Consider the following 19,691-nt stretch of genomic DNA (forward strand, 5'->3'; position numbering starts at 1 on the left):
ACCTATTGCCAGATATGTCAAACCCAAGGAAGCGGCCCAAATCCTTGGAGTCCATGAAAGAACACTCCGCAGATGGGACGAAAATGGCTCAATCGACACCATCAGAACCCCCGCTGGGCAACGACGATACAACGTTGAGTGATATACTGCTGCCATATCAGGCAGTGACAAACGCAAAGTCGTTATCTATGCCAGAGTTAGTAGCCGCGCCCAGCAGTCCGACCTCAACCGACAGGTGGCCGCACTGTCCAACCTCTACCCCGAAGCAGAAGTCGTCTCAGAAATCGGAGGCGGGCTCAACTTCAAGGGAAAGGGAAAGAAAATGCTGGCCTTACTGGGACAAGTCTTGTCAGGAGATGTCCGCATGGTTGTCGTTGCCCATAAAGACCGACTGGCAAGGTTTGGATTTGACTTGTTTCGATGGCTCTGTGAGCAAAACAGGTGCTCACTCATGGTTCTCAACGAGACAAGTCTCAGTCCAGAACCAGAAATGGTTGAGGACATCCTCGCCATCCTCCACTGCTTCAGTTCCCGATTATACCGACGGAGTAAATACAAAACTCAGGTCAAAGAAGATCCGGATTTACCCCAGCCCAGGGCTAAATCAAGTCTGGCGTAAATGGCTGGCTGCTTGTCGGTATTGCTACAACCAAGCAATTGCATTATCTAGGAGTGGTAAACGACTAAGCAAGTTAAAGTTACGCAATAAAGTGATGCAGAGTGACTTACCCGAATGGGTCAAAGAAACACCCTGCCACATTCGGCAAAATGCCATCTTTGATGCCTATCAGGCTTTGACCGCTAGTCCTGATGCCAGGTTTAGAAGTTGTCGTGACAGCTCTCAAGGGATTAAGTTCAATAATACTAATTTCTCTTCAGGGAGTTGGTATCCAAGACTAACGAAAGGATTAACTTTCATGGTTTCCGAACCCATCCCTAAAACTTGCGGGCAAGGGACTCAGTTGGTGTTTACCAAAGGTCGATGGTTGGCGATTTTCCCTGAACCAGTTGCCGTTACCCCAACTGAAGCGAATGGCGTAATTGCATTAGACCCGGGCGTCCGAACTTTTATGACCGGGTTTGATGGCTCTCGGTTTCTGGAATTGGGCTCCGGGGATATTGGACGCATTACTAGGCTATGTCAACATTTGGATGATTTGATGAGCCGAATCGCCAAGGAACCCTGTCGTTCAAGAAGGCGACGGATGAGGCAAGCGGCTCAACGAATGAGAACCAAAATCCGCAATCTAGTTGATGAAGCCCACAAACAAATTGCTCACTACTTGACTCACAACTACAGCCTAATTTTTTTGCCCACCTTCGAGACTTCCGATATGGCCAGTCAGGTGAAGCGTCTAATCAGGTCTAAGACTGCCCGAGCCATGCTGACATGGGCGCATTATCGATTCAAACTAACCCTGAGACATCAAGGGGAAATAACTGGAACCACAGTTGTAGATGTGACGGAAGAATACACCAGCAAAACCTGTACTCACTGTGGTCATGTGCATTCCCAGCTAGGTGGCTCAAAAGTGTTCCGATGTCCGGAGTGTGGGTTCACTCTACCCAGGGACTGGAACGGTGCTTTGGGAATCTTTCTAAAAGCTTTGCGGGATACCGCCTCTGTTACCTTAACGGGTAATAGTGCTATCGTCGCATTGTCAGGCAATAGCCGGATAAATGTTGCGTAAATGTATCAGTCCGACCCTAAGTATTGCGATCGCTCGTTTGAACTCACCCACAGGCAACCACTTCGCCACCTGGGTGTTTAATTCTGTCAATGCCAGCGATTATGTCCACCATGACTGTATATGGCCAGAATCCCTCTCACAATTATGGCAAGCCTGGTTAGAAATGTTTTCCCCAGATAGCTTATCCCTAGCGGTGAGTGATCCAGCCATGAGTGACCCGCCATTTAGTCTACCACCATTATCAGCCGCTCTGGAAACCAAACCCAGCTACAGCAGCCGACTAATGCAACAATTGGGAATAGATTTATGGCAGTGGCTGTTTCAGGGACCAATTCAAAGCAGTTTCCACCGTTGTCAAGGACTAGCCCTAGGCCAAAAATGTCCGCTGAGAATACGATTAGATGTGCGATCGCCCAATTTAATTCCCCTACCATGGGAAATTATGCAATCACAGGCGGGACAACCAGCCATCTCCCTAAGTCCGAGGCTGTTATTTAGTCGCACTACCTGTGATGTCCAACCATTAAGCGATCGCCCCTTAATCCAAGCCCTAAACATCTTATTAGTTTTAGGTCATAACGACATCCCCCAATGTCAAACCCCACCAGCCACAAATTCCCATTGGCTGGAATTAGAAAAGGAAGCCTCACAAATTGCGGAAGTTTTAGCCAACACCACCGACCCAGGATCTGACTCATCAAGAAGCGATCGCCTTCCCTGTTTCATCAAAACACTAATCCAACCCAGTGTAGCCCAACTAATTACCGAACTAGAAACCCCCCAACAACTAGGTCAGACACCCTATAACGTGATCTTCTATGCAGGTCATGGCTTGACGGGTCCTGATGGTGGTTTACTATTTCTACAAGAGCAAACTACCATTAATGGTACAGAATTAGCTCAAGTTCTAGTGCGCTGTGGTATCACTCTAGCGGTATTTAATGCCTGCTGGAGTGCAGTCCCAGCCATAGAATTATCATCGACTCTACAAAACATCACTCTTCCCACCATTCCCAGCAGCAGCTTGGCTAAAGTATTAATCCATCATGGAGTCCCAGCGGTTTTAGGAATGCGGGACTCCATTACGGACAGCGAAGCCCTCAGTTTTATTCAAACCTTTGCTAGAGCCTTATCAGAAAGGATGCCCATTGATCGGGCTGTAGCGATCGCCAGACAACAGTTGCTGACCCTCTACAAATTCAACCAGCCAGCTTGGACTCTGCCCATATTATATATGCACCCTGAGTTTAATGGCTTCCTAGCCCCCACCGAGGACGCTATTCGCACCCAACTACCCGCCAACTCACCCACGGCGCTAGGATATTGTCTCCCCCGCGCCTATCTGAAACTCCAGCAAACAACTGAGGAAGTCACATCAAAAAGCTGGCTAATAGAAGCCGGACGGGTTCAGATAGGGCGATCGGAACAAAATGATATTGTTTGGCATGAATCATGGATTTCTAATCAACACGCCGAGATTTTCTGTCGCAATGGTAACGGGTCCCCCACCAATCCGCCGACCTACTTTCTGCGAGATTTCTCTCGCTACGGTACTCTAGTTTGGGAGGAACAGAAGCAGCAGTGGCACCGCATTCATCATCAAGAGGTACAACTTTCATCGGGAACTAAGTTAAAATTTGGCAGTTCCCAGGGTCGCATTTGGGAATTTTTGATTGATAGCCCGTAACACTCTATCCTTATCCTCAGAGAACTTGCGGAATTGCTGCTCTCAGTTTTGTAGCTATGGGTGCGGGATACCATCCCGAACAATTATCCATTATCCGGCTATCCCGAACCTTGGATTATGTTGTCAACAAAGGATGTTACTCAATGACTAAACTTAATTGCCACAATGATGAGACCGCATTGGATTTCTGGTCACTACTGTTAGATGACTCGGAAAATTCTGCCTATCCCTGGAGCCATGAACAAACAGAATCTTATGGCTATTTTGAGGAGGCAGATCTAAACTTGTCTCTGTCAGACTGTTTCAGTGACGATGATATAACTCAAAGATCCCAAGTCTTCTTTGAACATATAGAAAATCGGTGGCCGCGGATTTCTCTGTATCAATTATTAGTTGATAAATTAACACTTAATGGCGAGGTAAGTCTCCTATCTCGCATTCCTGAAAATATACTTAGGGGAATATCTAAAGCAGTTGCTCAGGATAAGACTTTCCAGAGTCTTGGTGAACAGCTTGTATTTTGCGTTAGTCAAATTTTACCTGAGTGGGACCCGGAAGATTTGCAGGTTCTCGCTCGTCCTATGGTTAATGCTATGCGCGGAAATGACAATCGCGCCCTAGAATCAATATTGACAAAAGTGGGTTCCCAACAATGGCATGAACTCTCACCCGTAGAACAAGCTCGCTTGAGTTTGGCGATCGCTCATTATGCCCTAACTTTAGCAAACACTACCGGAACTTCTTTGCAGGAGAGTTAATCAGATTAATTGATGGGATTTTTCAAAGACTGTTAACAATTGTGGCAATTTTCGCCAAAATATCTGCCAAAAAGTTGACGATATTATAGGGCTTATGGTATCATTGAAGAAATCGCACCCAAGGGGTTATTGTGTCTATACGCAAAAAAAGACGCGATCGCCCTGATTCTATCGTCCCCCCAAATATTATCTGGGCAAAAATTAAAATTCCCGATTATTGGCTATATGGACGAGATAATTGGTAAACCCGCCCGTACAGGGCTACTGTCCTTGGTGATATATATTGGCACAAACTAGGTTTGGTGCATAAGAACTCAGGAAAGGGAACCGGGAAGGTAGGGGGTCAATCTGTTTTGGGTAAAATCGGGAAATATTGATAGGCTAGTAAAAGCTGTAGTGGAATATTCATACACCAGGGGAAAGTAAGTGTCTTTAAGTTATGGTTAATGGTGTCTGTCAGCACCCCCGGCTGAAGCACGGGGGCTTCGTGCCCCCCGCTTTCAGGTAGCTGACCAGCTTAAGCCTTAACTGGCTACGTTCAGAGCAAGAGTTAAAGTTCCTACCCTGGAATGCGTGCTAGTTCCAGGCCCTAGAACCAAATCGTTAAACAGTTCTAAGGGGTTAAGACAGTGCGATTTGGAAAGTACCGACTCTGAACATTAGCGTTCGCGCAGCGTGCGCGTTAGCGCAAGCGCAAACGTTACGAGCAATCAGAACAGACGCAACAATGTCTAACCATATTTTCGTTTTAGATACCAACCGCAAGCCCCTGACACCGTGCAAGCCAGGGATGGCACGATCACTGCTCAAAGCCGGGAAAGCATCGGTATTTCGACGCTACCCATTCACCATTATTCTAAACAAGGAGGTTGACGCTAATCCTGAACCCCTCGAACTCAAATTAGACCCAGGCTCTAAAGTCACTGGAATTGCCTTGAAGCAAGGGAATCATATTATCTTTGCTGCCGAGTTGCAGCACCGAGGACAGCAGATTAAAGAAGCATTGCTCTCTCGTCGTCAACTCCGACGTTCTCGACGAAACCGCAAGACCCGATATCGACCAGCTCGGTTCTTGAATCGGACTCGTCCCGAAGGTTGGTTAGCTCCCAGCTGGCAGCATCGAGTAGATACTCTAATGACCTGGGTTCACCGATTTCGTAGACTTGCCCCAGTTGGCAGCATTGCTCAAGAGCTAGTACGGTTCGACCTGCAATTGATGGAAAACCCTGAGATATCAGGTGTTGAGTATCAGCAGGGAGCATTACAAGGCTACGAAGTCAGGGAATACCTGTTGGAGAAGTGGGGCAGAACCTGTGCTTACTGTGGGGCTCAAAATGTACCACTTGAAGTTGAGCATATCCAGCCTCGGTCTAAGGGTGGCTCTGACCGGGTTTCTAACCTGACGATGGCTTGCCACTCATGCAATCAAGCCAAAGGCAATGGGGACATTCGGGATTTTTTATCGGGCCAGCCTGATGTCCTGAGTCGTCTTCTCAGGCAGGTAAAATCGCCGCTTAAAGATGCGGCTGCCGTTAACTCGACCCGATGGGCCTTGTTCAAGGCTCTGAAAGCAACAGGACTCCCAGTTACCACAGGAACTGGCGGACAAACGAAGTTCAATCGACTGAGGCTCAACCTACCTAAAGCTCACTGGCTTGATGCTGCCTGTGTTGGACCAGTCGAATCACTCGAAGTTCTGACTTCAAAACCGTTGCTGATTTTAGCAAAGGGGCATGGAACCCGTCAGATGTGCGGGACGAATAAGTACGGATTCCCGAATCGTCACCGCTCCAGGAGGCAAATTCATAAAGGCTTTCAGACTGGCGACATGGTGACGGCACTGGTCACAGCGGGGAAGAAAATTGGCTCATATCTAGGACGGGTTCTCTGCCGTGCGTCTGGTAGTTTTGATATTACCACCGCTTCTCGAAGGGTGGCAGGCATCAGCCACAAATACTGCCAACCCATTCACAGGAAGGATGGTTACGCCTATGCTTGAAAGATTGACGGGGACTAAAGTCCCCCTGTCGCGTTTCCTCCCCGGTCTAAAGACACGGGGCTTCCACGCTCCCAAGAGGTTTACGTGAACGGGACCAGAGGGCTGACCGAGACTAAATGTGGATCAGGTCATTGTCTAAGTAGAACGGAAAACCATTAAGCAAACAGGGAAGATATTTAGCCAGGGGTTAAGCTCCCGCTGGCTGATCAACGAAGAATCCCTAGCCTAGCCTTTGTAGGCGGGGAGTGTTAAAGAATAAGAATAGCTGAGGGTAGAGTGTGAATATGAAAGCGATGATTTTGGCTGCTGGTAAGGGGACTCGTGTTCGCCCTATTACTTACACCATACCGAAACCATTAATTCCGATTCTCCAAAAGCCAGTAATGGAGTTTTTGGTAGATTTGCTGCGTCGCCATGGTTTTAAGGAAATCATGGTCAATGTGAGCCATTTGGCGGATGAAATTGAGAACTATTTTCGTGATGGTCAGCGGTTTGGGGTAGAGATTTCTTACTCATTTGAGGGGAGTATCGAAGATGGTCAACTGATAGGTAAGGCTTTGGGGTCTGCTGGAGGAATGAAAAAAATCCAGGACTTTAACCCATTTTTTGATGATACGTTTGTGGTGTTGTGCGGGGATGCCTTAATTGATTTAGACCTGAGTGAGGCGGTAAAATGGCATAAACAGAAAGGTGCGATCGCTACTGTGGTGATGAAATCTGTACCGAAAGATGAGGTTTCCAGCTATGGGGTGGTGGTTACGGATGAAATGGACAGGATTAGGGCTTTTCAGGAGAAACCATCTGTAGAAGAAGCTCTCAGCACCAGCATTAACACGGGGATTTATATCTTTGAGCCAGAGATATTTGACTACATCCCGTCTGGGTGCGAGTATGATATTGGTAGCCAACTGTTCCCCCATTTGGTGGAAATAGGCGCGCCCTTTTATGGGATTACTATGGATTTTCAGTGGGTAGATATTGGGAAGGTTCCCGACTACTGGCGGGCTATTCGCAGTGTGTTACTGGGTGAGGTGAAAAATGTGCCTATCCCAGGTAGAGAAGTGGCTCCGGGGATTTACACTGGGCTAAATGTGGCGGTGAATTGGGATAAAGTCCATATTGAAGGCCCGGTCTATATCGGTGGTATGACCCGCATTGAAGATGGTGCAACTATTATCGGTCCGACTATGATAGGTCCGAGTTGCTCAATATGTAGCAACTCCTATGTGAGTAATAGCGTGATTTTCGAGTATTCTCGGTTGGGGCGTGGGGTGCGCCTGGTAGACAAATTGGTGTTTGGTCGCTACTGTGTGGATAAGCTGGGAGCTTCGATTGATGTTCAGGCGGCGGCTTTGGATTGGCTGATTACTGATGCTCGACAGGCTGTGGGTGATCCCCCAGAAGAACATCAGGCGATCGCAGATATTCTCAGCACCTCATAACTTTTTGGTAGGTTGTATGCATAAATCTTCCGTGGTATTGTACGGGGGGGCAATCGAATCACCCTCTGTTTCCAGCAGGTTATTTCCGAAAAGCGACCCACTTCCCCTAAAACTGGCTGAAGGTGGTCTATCTTACGGTTCAGAAAATTTGGGCGGTAATGGTGACCATCAACTGGTTGAGGTTTTAGTGGATATACCCACGCTCCGCCAGACGGAAGACACGGAAGATATAGAACAACTTTATACCTACCAAGTGCCGCCTCACTTAGATATTATGCCGGGGGATATTCTCAGTGTCCCCTTTGGCGCTCAACAGATAGGGGCGATCGCCATTAGGTTAACATCAGAACTGCCAGAAAATCTGAGGGAACCGGGTAAGGCTACCTCTATCAAAGTGCGTCCCGTAGAAGATATCACTGTCAAGGGATTTTTCCCCCCCAATTATTGGCAATTACTACAACAGGTCGCCCAGTATTATCAAACCCCCCTAATTAAGGCGATCCGAACTGCCCTCCCCCCCGGACTCCTACGCCGTAGCCAGCGACGTATTCGTTTAGTTACTAATGCTATTCCAGACGGTGCTGAAGAGTTTTTGCAACCGAAAGCCCAAAGGATTTTACAACTTTTGCGCCAGTCAGCTACGGGAGACTATACCTGGCAGTATTTGCAACGACAAATTAAGGGAGGCTCTCGGGGACTACAGGCTCTGATCAAACGGGGTTGGGTGGAAAGCTATCTCGAACCGCCGACACCACCGCGCCCTAAACTCAGACCAGCAATCACCCTAGTGATAGATTGGGTAGAGTTAGACTTTATAGACATAACCACCCGTCAGCGGGAAGTGCTGGAAATTTTGCGGCGGCGGGGTGGGGAAATGTGGGTAACTGATTTATTGCAAACCTGCAACACCAGTTCTAGCTTACTCAAAACTCTGGAGAAAAAGGGATGTGTAGTAATTGGCGATCGCGAAATTCTACGCACGGAACAGGGTATTTCGACAATAGCGGATCAGCCTTTATCTCTGACGGAACACCAACAACAAGCCTTAGACGTAATTTTGGGGTTATCTGGTTTTCATCAACTGCTGCTGCATGGTGTGACAGGTTCGGGCAAAACTGAAGTATATTTACAGGCGATCGCCCCCATTATTGACCAGGGTAAATCAGCCCTAGTCCTAGTCCCGGAAATCGGCTTAACTCCCCAACTAACCGATCGCTTTCGCGCGAGGTTTGGTGAGGTGGTGTTTGTCTATCATAGTGGTTTGTCAGAAGGTGAACGCTACGATACCTGGCGTAATATGATCCAAGGTACTCCCCAGGTAGTAATCGGAACGCGATCGGCAATTTTTGCCCCTTTACCCAATTTAGGCATAATTGTTCTCGATGAAGAACATGACAGCAGCTTTAAACAGGACCAGCCGCAGCCATGCTACCATGCTCGCACTGTGGCAGCGTGGCGGGCGGAACTGGAAAACTGCCCCTTAATTTTGGGTTCAGCCACTCCCGCCTTGGAAACTTGGCAGCATCATCGCCACAATCATAACCCATCCATTCATTATCTATCTTTACCTGAAAGGGTATTATCTCGCCCCCAGCCGCCGGTAGAAGTCGTTGATATGCGTCGGGAATTGAAGCAGGGGAATCGATCCATTTTCAGTAGAAGTCTACAATTGGCGATCGCCTCTTTGCGAGACAATAATCAACAGGGCATTTTATTCATCCACCGTCGCGGACATAGCACCTTTGTTTCCTGTCGCAGTTGTGGCTACGTCATGGAATGTCCCCGTTGTGATGTTTCTCTCTCCTATCACCACATTCACGCCGAAGCTATCCCATACTTACGCTGTCACTACTGCAACCATTCCCAATCCTACCCCCAACGCTGTCCCCAGTGTGACTCTCCCTATTTTAAACATTTTGGCAGTGGGACCCAACGAGTCGCCCAGGAATTAACCCGCCTTTTTCCAGAATTGCGGTTTATCCGTTTTGACAGTGACACCACCCGCACCAAAAATGCCCATAGAATTCTTTTAACTCAGTTTGCTAACCGGGAGGCTGATTTATTAGTTGGTACTCAAATGCTCACCAAAGGTTTAGACTTAGACTCTGTAGGGCTGGTGGGTATTGTCTCCGCTGATGGACTTCTGCACCTGTCCGACTACCGCGCTAGTGAACGTGCTTTTCAGACTTTGCTACAGGTGGCCGGACGTGCGGGACGTGGTAACGACCCCGGACAGGTAATTCTCCAAACCTATACCCCCGAACATCCCGTCGTGGAAGCCGTCCGAAACCATGCTTATCAGTCTTTTGTCGAAACCGAGCTACAACACCGCTCAGAGCTTAATTATCCCCCCTCTGGTGGCTTGATTTTACTCCAGTTAAGGGGTTATAATGCGATCGAGGTTGAACAAACCGCCCACCTTCTCGCCTCAGAGTTAAGTTCTGATCTGCTTCCGGGAACTTGCGAACTGTTGGGACCCGCACCCGCTCCCATTATGCGTGTTGCTAATCAATACCGCTGGCAGATTTTATTAAAATTCCTCCCAGGTCAGACTACCCCGCCTCCCTCTCTGGCTGCTTGGGCGGAAAAATGCCCCCCCTCTGTTCGCTTCTCCATTGATGTTGACCCTCTCAGTTTCGGTTAATTATTGCCACTTATCCCCCCACAGCCATAGTTTTTTCGCAACTATCCAGTCATCTCGTATCGTGGATGACAAATTTTTGGGTTAGATCTGTTATGGTAAATCCAAAGATTTGGGTATATTAAGGTAGGCACTTTGTCAAATAATTGTTATAATTTGTAATAATTGCCCGGACAAGGGTGGCCACCCCAGAAAATTAACCCAAACCCACTTTTAAGGAGTTCACGTCATCATGGAACCTAGTAGCTTATCTTTGGAACAACAATTCAACCTGTCCTCATTTAGAATGCAGGTAAACCAAATGAGCCGGGAACAAGCCCAGGAGTTTTTGGTTAATCTTTACGAACAAATGTTGGTTAGGGAGAATATGTATCAGCACTTTCTCAAGTATCAGTGGGGCTTAGAACCCAATTCCAGTGCTGATTAAGTGGATATTACCCCCATATTAGTTGGCCACCTCTGTCTCTTACTTTCTTTTTCTGACAAGAAGCGAGTTGGGGGTAGTTGGGTGTTTACTGACTCACATTAGCCTGGGTCGGAGTCCAAAATGGCGAAATTGCAGATAGTCTTGTAAAATGCGATCGTGGTCAAAGCATAGATTCTGTGGAATGCACCAAGGCTCAAAGATGTCTAAATTTTGGGCATCATCAGCCGCCTGGGGTTCTCCCTTCGCTGTAGCGATAAATACCACAGCTAGGGTATGTTGGCGAGGGTCTCGGTTAGGGTCTGAGTAAACATGGAACTGTTGAATCAAGGTGACATCTAGCCCCGTTTCTTCTTTGGCTTCTCTGGTGGCTGCGGTTTCTACTGACTCGCCGTAGTCTACAAATCCTCCGGGAATAGCCCAGCCTAATGGGGGATTTTTTCGGTCTATTAATACAATCGGTCGCGATCGCCTATCTATAAGTTCGATGATGATATCTACTGTCGGCGCGGGATTACGATAGCTCATTGGATTGATGATAAAATGGATCTAGGTATGCTGAGATTTGCTAAATAACCTGAAATAGCTAGAAACCAAAAACTCTTTAATCGGGATAGCCACAAATGTTATAGGGTTAATGGTGACAATAATCGTTCTCACGTTGGACTTGGCTTGTTTGATAATTTGCTTCGCTACCCAGTCGGCTGACATCACCCCAATGGGGTTAAGATTACTTTTAAAAGGCCCTAAAATCAGCTTGCGAATCACACAGGGAGAGTCGAGGCGGCGTAATGTGACTAAATCCCCTAAAGTGCGTTTACTGAGTTCATAAAGAGGACTAAAGGCCGGGCTAACTTCTGCCTCGGAAGTATTGACCCAGACCTCCTTGCGGGCGATATCTGTGTTGGTGCGAACGGTTTTTAAAAACAATTCTAAGAGTCGCCAACTGGAGAAAGTATTGATTTCGTAGGATTTGCCGATCGCCTCTGGGGTTCGTTCCCCGTGTACATTAATACCATGATTGATAATCAGGATATCTACGGTTTCTAACAGATTCGCTAACTGTTCCTCTTCTCCTACTTGCCAGGTGATAGTTTTTAGGGGTAATTCTTCCTGGTCAATGGTGAGGGTGATAGTTTGGGAAGTTGATGATAAAGCGATCGCCTTCGCCCCAGAGTTGTGGAGGTGTTTAAGTAGCGCGCGCCCTAAACTCCCAGAAGCGCCAGTCACCGCCACTGTTTTACCTTTTAGAGAAAGTCCTGTTCCCATAATTTTATCTAAAACCGTGAGAGTTCCGCAAAAGTAGGCATTTTGGTTATCAAAATGGTGTCGCCAGTGATAAGATTGGTTCACCAATAACCGCGACGGTGGCTGAGAAAAAGGACCCGGAAGGTGGGTTAAATCAGTGAGTGTGTCCGCGTGGGGAACTCCTGAACCTCTAGCGATCGCAGGCAGTAGAAAGCCGAGGGTGTACACTGAACCCGTCAGCGTCAACCAGTGAGGATCTCCTGTTAGTCCATAGATACCCAACCAAAACCCCAGACTGAATACTAACATAACCATCGCCTCTGGCACATCATTATACCAGTGGGCTTTCCGATAAATCTCCTCACTTTTAATGCTATAGTCGGGACGAAATACCCGATGATGCCAAGAATGGAGGCGATACAGGGGTTGCCAAACATGGGCGAGGGCGTGGTAGGTGTCTCGGACTAATTCTACCCACACCACCGAAGCTACTACCCAAACTGTATTTATGATCACTAGCGTTAGCATAAACTTAGAGTTTCAGACCTCATTGGTTTTGTTAAAATTTACCATTTAGCATTGTATATGCCAAAGGGCTGTTAAATGTTTGAAACTTCCAGAAAATCTCGATTCTGGGAGTTGGGCTGGTTATCTCTAGCCGAAATGGAGGGTCAGACACCTTCCCCCTATGGCTGGATGCAGATGGTTATCTGAATAATAGTGTATACTGGGTTATTTATTCTTGATATAAATGATATGGGTTCAAAGACCTGGAAACGGTTTATAGGTTGGGCTTTGTTGGGTTTGCTGTTGACTTGGGGGGTTAGTTGCGCCTCCCCAACTGCTGATCAAAGCGATCGCCGTCAGGTGGAGTTTTGGACAATGCAGCTTCAACCTCAGTTTAATGACTATTTTAATCAGTTAATTGATAACTTTGAAAATGATCACCCCGAAGTCAAAATTCGCTGGGTAGATGTACCTTGGTCAGCTATGGAGAGTAAAATCTTGGCGGCGGTGTCCGCCCAAACTGCGCCCGACCTGGTGAATTTAAACCCCGATTTTGCCTCCATGTTGGCGGGTCGCGATGCTTGGTTAAATTTGGATGAACACCTATCCGAAGAAGTGCGATCGCTATATTTACCCAATATCTGGGAAGCTAATATGATCCAAACCTGCGACGGTGATAATTGTCAGAATCGCACCTTTGGCATTCCCTGGTATTTGACTACCCAAATTGTCATTTATAATCAGAATTTACTCAATCAAGCCGGTCTGGAAAATCCCCCCACCACCTATGAGGAAGTCGCTACAGTTGCCCAAACTATTCGCGAGAGAACCGGAAAATATGCCCTATTTGTTTCCTTTGTACCCACCGACTCCGCCCAAGTTTTACAGTCCTTAGTTCAGATGGGGGTCCAGTTGGTTGATAATAATAGAAGGGCTGCTTTTAATACTCCCGAAGGTCGCGCCGCCTTTCAATATTGGGTTGATTTATATCAACGGGATCTGTTACCCAGAGAAGTCTTAACTCAGGGACATCGAAGGGCGATCGAATTGTATCAAGCTGGGGAAATTGCCCTATTGACTACCGGACCTCAATTCTTTAGGGCGATCGCAGAAAATGCCCCTGATATCGCCAAAGTTTCCGCACCATCTAGCGCTATTACCGGCGAAACTGGTAAAATCTCCGTGGCTGTCATGAACCTAGTTATACCCCAAAATACTCGCCACCCAGAAGATGCCATAAATTTTGCCTTATTTGTGACTAATAGTGCTAATCAATTAAACTTTGCCAAAGCCTCAAACGTCATCCCTTCCAGTATTGAAGCATTAGAAAATCCCTTCTTTCAAAACATCCCCGCAGATGCCACACCCCAAGACCAAGCCAGGAAAATTAGCGCCCAACAGATGACAAACGCTCAAGTTTTGATTCCCCCCCTAGAAGACATCAAAGAATTGCAAAGCATTATTTACAACAATTTGCAAGCAGCCATGTTAAATCGAAAAACTGTTGATCAGGCGATCGTAGATGCTGAAACAGATTGGAATCGGCGCTTAAATTAAGCCTTTAAGTTCAACTAAACCCAACTTTATCTAGGGTGGTTGCTATTCTCATATTCCCTTAAACAACCACCCCATTTTATTCCTATATCCCCTAATAAGCCATGTAAATTATTCGGGATTCTCCCAGCCAATGAACCTTCTTGCTGCACTAATTCTTGTAGTTCATTTAATCCCTTCATCACCTGATTTTTAACCTCTTGAATTTCCCCGCTAATTTCCAACGAAAGTTGCTGTTTTTCCCGAATTTTATCCTGCCTTTTTTCGTTCCATGTATATATTTTATTATTAGTCTGTGTGTCTAAATCTTGGCAATTTTTTTTAATCACATTTATCTGATGTTGTAAATTAGTCAATTCCTGGTTAAGTCCTTGTTTACGTCCTTGATTTCTTGCATATAATTGTTGCAGTTGATAGTTATGATGATAAAAGCCTTCACTATCATCTATCTCTATCTCTAGCCTGAGAATACTGCATTCAATCATATTTTTTTGCTGTTCCAAACTTTTGATATTTTGGAGATTTTTGGAAAGAGACTCAACCAACAATCTTTTCGCATCATTAATATTTCCCGAGAGTTTCCTAATGTCCTGTTCAACCCTACCTTTTCGGCTTTCCAGATAATTAGGATTTTGTAAATCCAGAACCCTGTTAATTTGGGTATATATATCATCAACAATTGTATTAAATAACTGTAATTTTGCGCGCCGTATCTCATCTGGAGAATTGGGAATAGTCCCATTGTCAGCCGCTTGAATTTCCCTCAAATAATTTCTAATCACACCCATCAGCATATCATTAGTCTGGTTTTTAAAAATCCTATAATACTCACCAGACAAACGATTCCTCTTCAGTAAATCATCATAATCAGTGCATTCATGGCGCGCGCGATCCAGACCTTTAGACTCCTTCAGTATTTCTAAAACCGCCTGTGGCGAAGTAGTAAGTTTAGCTTGAGGAATATGATAAAACATACTATATAGCACTCCTAAATCAGTGTAAAAATTAGACTATCTTTAGACCATAGTAGTGCATCGTGATAATTAAGAAACCCAGTTTCTCCCGTATGCTGAAAAATAGGGGGGAAACATGACCAGAAACCGGGTTTCAGAAACCGTCATTATTTAACCAGCCAGTTAATTAACCCAGATACAATATTCCCTAAATCCGAGATAATAGTTCTTGTTTTTTCGCTTGAAATTCCTCCTCACTCAAGACACCTTGCTGCTTCAATTGACCCAATTTCTCTAAAGTTTGATAGATATTAGCCGCCTCATCAGCCTTGTCTTTTTCCAGGTCAGAAACATAGTTTTTTCCCTTTTCAAAAGCCGAGTCATAAGCCCATTTAACCTCTTCTTCCGCAAAATTATTCAGAGACCCACCACTAGAAAAATGGTTAATAGCAACCTGTCCCACCGCATAGGTAGAAGCCCCAGAAGTCAAAGCCATTGAAGTCCCACCAATTAACGAACCAATACCCGGAATTGCCTTAATGAAACTAGAACCCAAACGAGCAATAGTTGTACCTGTTAATGCCGAAACAAATGCTTTTCCCGTACTAACAGAATAGTTGACTCCATACAGTTTAGCAAGTTCCTGTAGCATTTCCATTTGAATAGCAGTAACTGCCATAAAATCCACTATGGGGATAGGGATTAATCCACCTCCCATTGACCAAAGGACGTGATTGCGAATAATAGCTTCTGCTTCGGTTTTTTTACTCATTAGGAGTACCTGGTAAACAATAATGATTTGGGGGGACGCTTCGGGAGATGTTGCCAAAACGACCCTCTTTTATTTTACCCTTTCCCAAACTATTGAAAATTGCTAATCAATCAATCTATAGCCCCCCTAAAGCCCAGCCAGTCGAGTTTTTCAGCCACATTGGCCAGCGCCTAGGTCTCACCGCCTTAACAAAAATTAACAAACTCATTTTTCCTGGACTAGCAACCTTTTTGGTATTCCCCAGAGTCTCAAATTGGGCTTGCTTACAGCCAAGGACAGCATAATCAATCATAATTATCAAGCTATAATTCACAACTAGACATTCCTAGTCGTCCCCTATTCAAGTAGTAGGGAATAATCCCATAACATTGTTAAAACGGAGAGAAAAGCGTGGATATTCTATCCAACACGGTGGCACTGTCCCGAATGCAATTTGCACTGACAGCCATCTTTCATATGTTGTGGCCAGTCCTTACTACCGGGCTAGGTATCTACCTAGTTATTATTGAAGGACTATGGCTAAAAACTCGCAACCCAGACTACTATTATCATGCCAGATTTTGGTCTAAATTTTACGTCCTTAACTTCGGAATAGGTGTCGCTAGTGGCATTCCTATGGAGTTTCAATTTGGCACGAATTGGGCTCCTTTATCAGAGGCTATTGGTAACTTTTTTGGCAGTGTAATTGGCTTCGAGGCTTCCTGGGCGTTTATGCTAGAAGCGGCTTTTTTGGGAATTATGGTGTTTGGTTGGGAGCGCGTCAACCCTATTATTCACTTTGTTTCCACGATTCTTGTGGCTTTTGGCGCTAATCTTTCAACCTTTTGGATTTTGTCGGCTAATTCCTGGCTGCAAACCCCGGCGGGAGTGGAAATGGTGGAGGGTAAATTTATCGTGCTTGACTATTTTCAAGCTATCTTTAATCCCTTCATGTTAAATAGCTTTCTGCATATGTTCTTCGCAACATTAGAAACATCGCTATTTGTGATTGGTGGGATTAGTGCTTGGTATATCCTCAAAAAACGGCATCATCAGTTTTTCTCCAAATCTCTGAAAATTGCGATCGCAGCTACTATCGCTGTCGCACCTATGCAGCTTTATATCGGACATTTGAGTGGCGAACAAGTTTATCACTACCAACCTACTAAATTAGCCGCTATGGAGGCGCAGTGGGAAACTATCCCCGCTGGACAGTCTGCTGATTGGAGTTTGTTGGCTTTTCCTAACCCCCAGACCCAAAAAAATGATTGGGAAATTACTATCCCGAATGGTTTAGGGTATATTCTCGAATTTAAAAAAGAATTATCCGAACCTGTCTTGGGTTTAAAAGAGTGGAAACCAGAAGATAGACCGCGTTTATTGGGTTTGATTTACTACTCTTTTCGGATTATGATTGCTATTGGTTTCTTTCTGGCTGGACTCATGGCGGTCACCGTTATTCAGTGGTTACGGGGGAAACTTTCAGCGGACAATATTACTCAACAGGGTTGGTTAATGTGGGGTTGGATTATTTCTGCACCTCTGGGTTATATTGCGGTTGAGGCTGGCTGGACTGTGCGTTGTGTAGGACGACAACCTTGGACGGTTTATAATGAAATTCGCACCGTTGATGCTGCTTCTAATTTACCCCCGGAAAATGTGTTAACTACTTTGGTGGCTTTTGCTGTGGTTTATAGTTTGCTGTTGGTGGCGGCGATTTATTTTGGGAGTCGAATTATTCGCCGTGGTCCGAATTTGGAGTTGGCTATTCCCGGTGGAGTTCGCCCGGCTTTTGATACTAGCCCCGGTCAGTTTTCCCCGGACGAAAGACCAGCAGAAACTCAAGGTTAACTCTGGTTTTATCTTACCCGAAAATTAGGGGCGATCGCTACATCGCCCCACTCATCATCAAGTCATCATCCCGGAGAAGAATTAATGGAAACTTTGCAATATTTACTCCCTCAAGTCTGGTTTGGAATTTTGGCTTTATTCCTGTTTTTGTATGTGATGCTAGATGGCTTTGATTTGGGGGTGGGAATTTTGTCTCTCACTTCCTCTAGCGAAAAACGCCGCAGCATCCTGATGACCAGTCTTAGTAATATTTGGGATGCTAATGAAACTTGGTTAGTGTTGATGGGGGGTAGTCTATTTGGCGCATTTCCTCTGGCTTATAGCACTATTCTTAGCGCCCTATATGTGCCGATTTTCGTGATGATTTTTGGCTTAATTTTTAGGGCGGTAGCCTTTGAATTTCGCGAACAAGCGACTAATAAGTTATTCTGGAATTTTGCTTTTGGGGCGGGTAGTTTTTTGGCGGCTTTGGGTCAAGGTTTCGCCCTCGGTGGGGTTCTGGAAGGGATTAAGGTTGATGCTAACGGTCATTTTATTGGCACCACTTGGGATTGGTTACGTTTCCCGACTATAGTAGTAGCATTAACTTTGATTCAAGGATATGTTTTGATTGGGTCTACCTATCTAATTTGGAAGACTGAAGGTGAGTTACAAAAAACTCACTATAAAACGGCTAAACTGGCGGCTATTACTACTTTAATTGGCGCGATTTTAATCACTGTGGTAACGCCGATTTTTTATGAATCAGCACGCGATCGCTTATTTTCTCAACCCCTAGTTTATATCTTTTCACTAATTCCGATTTTGGGAATAGTGCTAATTGGCTTATTACTAAGAAGTATCACCCGTCAGGAAGAAAGAACCCCATTTATCTGGACAATTTTAATTTTTGTCCTCACTTTTTTGGGATTAGCAATGGTCGTTTTTCCCTATATTATCCCCCCAACAATTACCATTTATCAAGCTGCGGCTGACCCCAGTTCAATGGTGGTTATGATTATTTTTGTCGGCGCTTTAATTCCGGTCATGTTGTTTTACAATATTTATCAATATTTTGTCTTTCGTGGGAAAGTTACCGAGGCGGCTTATGAGGAATAGTCCCTAAATCCCTAGGGAGTGTCTCACTCCCTATATAAAAATACCCTAATTATACCAGATACCCCGACCAACCTTTATAATAACCATGAAATCATATTAATTTGTTAATTATGCCAAAATCCATCAAGTCCCTGTTTTTAACTACTTTGGGAAAATTAGTAACCACGGGTCTAATTACTGCGTTGGTGGTGATTTATGTTTCCCAGGTGACACATTTACACGCGGCGGAGTCTAAACACTTCCTCTGGTCTGTAGAAACTCCCCAAAATCAAGTTTATTTGTTGGGTTCTATTCATGTTTTGAGTGCAGATGATTATCCTTTACCCCAGGTAATGAATGATGCTTTTAATCAGGCTGATAATGTGGTATTTGAACTGAATATCAATGACCTAGAAAGTCTGGAAAGCCAAGCGATTATGCTAGAGATAGCTACGCCGCCAGATGGTAAAACCTTGCTAGATCTAATCAGTGATGAAACTTATCATCTGGTTCAAAAAACCATGGAAAAGTTGCAATATCCCATCCAAATATTTACGAATTTTAAGCCGTGGTTTGTGTCGATGTCTTTGATGTCGTTACAACTGCAAAATCTGGGTTTTGACCCGCTTTATGGTGTGGATAGATACTTTTTTGAGCAAGCGATCGCCCAAGACAAAACCATCATGAGTTTAGAAACTATGAGGGATCAACTCAAGATATTTGATAGTCTGTCCTGGGAACAACAGGATGAGATGCTAAGACAAACCCTCCAAGAAATTGACACCTTAGAAGACTCATTTCAAGAAATGCTACAGGCTTGGAAGTCGGGAGATAAACAGACTTTAGAAGATTTGATAATTACTGGCTTTAAAGATTATCCAGAGTTGGGAAATCGTCTTTTTCGCGATCGCCACCTCAAATGGATGACCGAAATACAGAATTTTTTACAAGATGATAAAAACTATTTGGTAGTAGTTGGTGCTGGTCATTTAGTCGGAGAAGATGGTATCGTCCAAATGTTGCGCGACCAAGGTTATTCAGTCCAACAACAATAACCACAGATCAGGAAATAAAAAAAGCGGGTAGTTAACCCGCCAAATCAACCATT

General features: G+C 45.2%; 16 protein-coding genes and 1 pseudogene. 12 read left to right on the forward strand and 5 right to left on the reverse strand.

Going from position 1 to position 19,691, the window contains the following annotated elements; translation table 11 throughout:
• Positions 1 to 4: 4 nt before the first annotated feature.
• From NLZ44_RS16980 to NLZ44_RS17015, 8 genes and pseudogenes are all read left to right on the forward strand, one after another.
• Positions 5 to 619, forward strand: a pseudogene (locus tag NLZ44_RS16980) (IS607 family transposase).
• Positions 582 to 1,691: an RNA-guided endonuclease InsQ/TnpB family protein gene (locus NLZ44_RS16985; RefSeq protein ID WP_493753021.1), complete on the forward strand. Its 1,110-nt coding sequence runs from the start codon at positions 582 to 584 to the stop codon at positions 1,689 to 1,691. The pseudogene NLZ44_RS16980 and the gene NLZ44_RS16985 overlap by 38 nt, the downstream one beginning before the upstream one ends.
• Positions 1,681 to 3,378 (forward strand): FHA domain-containing protein, encoded by a 1,698-nt coding sequence (locus NLZ44_RS16990; RefSeq protein ID WP_493750546.1) that lies wholly within the window; start codon positions 1,681 to 1,683, stop codon positions 3,376 to 3,378. The genes NLZ44_RS16985 and NLZ44_RS16990 overlap by 11 nt, the downstream gene beginning before the upstream one ends.
• Before the next feature lie 143 nt (positions 3,379 to 3,521).
• A complete protein-coding gene (locus NLZ44_RS16995) occupies positions 3,522 to 4,136 on the forward strand; it encodes a hypothetical protein (protein ID WP_228116433.1) in 615 nt (204 codons plus the stop codon).
• Positions 4,137 to 4,863: 727 nt separating this feature from the next.
• Positions 4,864 to 6,135 carry an RNA-guided endonuclease IscB gene (gene iscB, locus NLZ44_RS17000; protein WP_493750547.1) on the forward strand — a complete coding sequence of 424 codons (1,272 nt, stop codon included), beginning with the start codon at positions 4,864 to 4,866 and terminating at the stop codon, positions 6,133 to 6,135.
• 284 nt (positions 6,136 to 6,419) lie between these two features.
• Complete coding sequence (locus NLZ44_RS17005; RefSeq protein ID WP_006622496.1) at positions 6,420 to 7,577, forward strand: nucleotidyltransferase family protein; 1,158 nt, start codon at positions 6,420 to 6,422, stop codon at positions 7,575 to 7,577.
• A gap of 16 nt (positions 7,578 to 7,593) precedes the next feature.
• On the forward strand, positions 7,594 to 10,221 hold the full coding sequence (gene priA / locus NLZ44_RS17010; RefSeq protein ID WP_493750548.1) for a primosomal protein N': 2,628 nt from the start codon (positions 7,594 to 7,596) through the stop codon (positions 10,219 to 10,221).
• A gap of 229 nt (positions 10,222 to 10,450) precedes the next feature.
• Positions 10,451 to 10,645, forward strand: a complete 195-nt coding sequence (locus NLZ44_RS17015; RefSeq protein ID WP_008056258.1) for an NblA/ycf18 family protein — start codon at positions 10,451 to 10,453, stop codon at positions 10,643 to 10,645.
• A 93-nt stretch (positions 10,646 to 10,738) separates the two neighbouring features.
• Here NLZ44_RS17015 and NLZ44_RS17020 read toward each other — a convergent pair whose 3' ends face one another.
• Together NLZ44_RS17020 and NLZ44_RS17025 are read right to left on the reverse strand one after the other, a co-directional pair.
• Positions 10,739 to 11,170 (reverse strand): NUDIX domain-containing protein, encoded by a 432-nt coding sequence (locus tag NLZ44_RS17020; RefSeq protein ID WP_006622492.1) that lies wholly within the window; start codon positions 11,168 to 11,170, stop codon positions 10,739 to 10,741.
• A 21-nt stretch (positions 11,171 to 11,191) separates the two neighbouring features.
• Positions 11,192 to 12,418 (reverse strand): bifunctional sterol desaturase/short chain dehydrogenase, encoded by a 1,227-nt coding sequence (locus tag NLZ44_RS17025; protein WP_111891015.1) that lies wholly within the window; start codon positions 12,416 to 12,418, stop codon positions 11,192 to 11,194.
• A gap of 228 nt (positions 12,419 to 12,646) precedes the next feature.
• On the opposite strand from NLZ44_RS17025, the gene NLZ44_RS17030 reads away from it, so the two are divergent.
• Positions 12,647 to 13,954 carry an ABC transporter substrate-binding protein gene (locus NLZ44_RS17030; RefSeq protein ID WP_493750549.1) on the forward strand — a complete coding sequence of 436 codons (1,308 nt, stop codon included), beginning with the start codon at positions 12,647 to 12,649 and terminating at the stop codon, positions 13,952 to 13,954.
• Between the two features lie 26 nt (positions 13,955 to 13,980).
• Here NLZ44_RS17030 and NLZ44_RS17035 read toward each other — a convergent pair whose 3' ends face one another.
• From NLZ44_RS17035 to NLZ44_RS17045, 3 genes are all read right to left on the reverse strand, one after another.
• On the reverse strand, positions 13,981 to 14,925 hold the full coding sequence (locus NLZ44_RS17035) for a hypothetical protein (RefSeq protein WP_493750550.1): 945 nt from the start codon (positions 14,923 to 14,925) through the stop codon (positions 13,981 to 13,983).
• Positions 14,926 to 15,112: 187 nt separating this feature from the next.
• Complete coding sequence (locus NLZ44_RS17040; RefSeq protein ID WP_008056253.1) at positions 15,113 to 15,676, reverse strand: DUF697 domain-containing protein; 564 nt, start codon at positions 15,674 to 15,676, stop codon at positions 15,113 to 15,115.
• Between the two features lie 115 nt (positions 15,677 to 15,791).
• The gene (locus tag NLZ44_RS17045) at positions 15,792 to 15,989 is read right to left on the reverse strand and encodes a hypothetical protein (protein ID WP_493750551.1); all 198 of its coding nucleotides are present in this window, start codon (positions 15,987 to 15,989) and stop codon (positions 15,792 to 15,794) included.
• A 77-nt stretch (positions 15,990 to 16,066) separates the two neighbouring features.
• Between NLZ44_RS17045 and NLZ44_RS17050 the strand changes: the two genes are divergently transcribed.
• The 3 genes from NLZ44_RS17050 (at position 16,067) to NLZ44_RS17060 (ending at position 19,638) form a co-directional block, all read left to right on the forward strand.
• Entirely contained in the window at positions 16,067 to 17,506 is a 1,440-nt protein-coding gene (locus NLZ44_RS17050; RefSeq protein WP_111891018.1) for a cytochrome ubiquinol oxidase subunit I, read from the forward strand.
• An 84-nt stretch (positions 17,507 to 17,590) separates the two neighbouring features.
• Positions 17,591 to 18,604, forward strand: coding sequence for a cytochrome d ubiquinol oxidase subunit II (gene cydB / locus NLZ44_RS17055; RefSeq protein WP_493750552.1), 1,014 nt, complete (start codon positions 17,591 to 17,593; stop codon positions 18,602 to 18,604).
• Between the two features lie 110 nt (positions 18,605 to 18,714).
• The gene (locus tag NLZ44_RS17060) at positions 18,715 to 19,638 is read left to right on the forward strand and encodes a TraB/GumN family protein (RefSeq protein ID WP_046319015.1); all 924 of its coding nucleotides are present in this window, start codon (positions 18,715 to 18,717) and stop codon (positions 19,636 to 19,638) included.
• The last annotated feature ends 53 nt before the right edge of the window (positions 19,639 to 19,691 follow it).

Source organism: Arthrospira sp. PCC 9901 (assembly GCF_059013425.1).

What these genes read in the sequence shown, in the direction of transcription:
- cydB (WP_493750552.1), top strand. Translation starts at nt 17,591, where the DNA reads ATGGAAACTTTGCAATATTTACTCCCTCAAGTCTGGTTTGGAATTTTG.
- NLZ44_RS17005 (WP_006622496.1), top strand. Translation starts at nt 6,420, where the DNA reads ATGAAAGCGATGATTTTGGCTGCTGGTAAGGGGACTCGTGTTCGCCCT.
- NLZ44_RS16990 (WP_493750546.1), top strand. Translation starts at nt 1,681, where the DNA reads ATGTTGCGTAAATGTATCAGTCCGACCCTAAGTATTGCGATCGCTCGT.
- NLZ44_RS17015 (WP_008056258.1), top strand. Translation starts at nt 10,451, where the DNA reads ATGGAACCTAGTAGCTTATCTTTGGAACAACAATTCAACCTGTCCTCA.
- iscB (WP_493750547.1), top strand. Translation starts at nt 4,864, where the DNA reads ATGTCTAACCATATTTTCGTTTTAGATACCAACCGCAAGCCCCTGACA.
- NLZ44_RS17025 (WP_111891015.1), bottom strand. Translation starts at nt 12,418, where the DNA reads ATGCTAACGCTAGTGATCATAAATACAGTTTGGGTAGTAGCTTCGGTG.
- NLZ44_RS17030 (WP_493750549.1), top strand. Translation starts at nt 12,647, where the DNA reads ATGGGTTCAAAGACCTGGAAACGGTTTATAGGTTGGGCTTTGTTGGGT.
- NLZ44_RS17035 (WP_493750550.1), bottom strand. Translation starts at nt 14,925, where the DNA reads ATGTTTTATCATATTCCTCAAGCTAAACTTACTACTTCGCCACAGGCG.
- NLZ44_RS17020 (WP_006622492.1), bottom strand. Translation starts at nt 11,170, where the DNA reads ATGAGCTATCGTAATCCCGCGCCGACAGTAGATATCATCATCGAACTT.
- NLZ44_RS17060 (WP_046319015.1), top strand. Translation starts at nt 18,715, where the DNA reads ATGCCAAAATCCATCAAGTCCCTGTTTTTAACTACTTTGGGAAAATTA.
- NLZ44_RS17040 (WP_008056253.1), bottom strand. Translation starts at nt 15,676, where the DNA reads ATGAGTAAAAAAACCGAAGCAGAAGCTATTATTCGCAATCACGTCCTT.
- priA (WP_493750548.1), top strand. Translation starts at nt 7,594, where the DNA reads ATGCATAAATCTTCCGTGGTATTGTACGGGGGGGCAATCGAATCACCC.
- NLZ44_RS16995 (WP_228116433.1), top strand. Translation starts at nt 3,522, where the DNA reads ATGACTAAACTTAATTGCCACAATGATGAGACCGCATTGGATTTCTGG.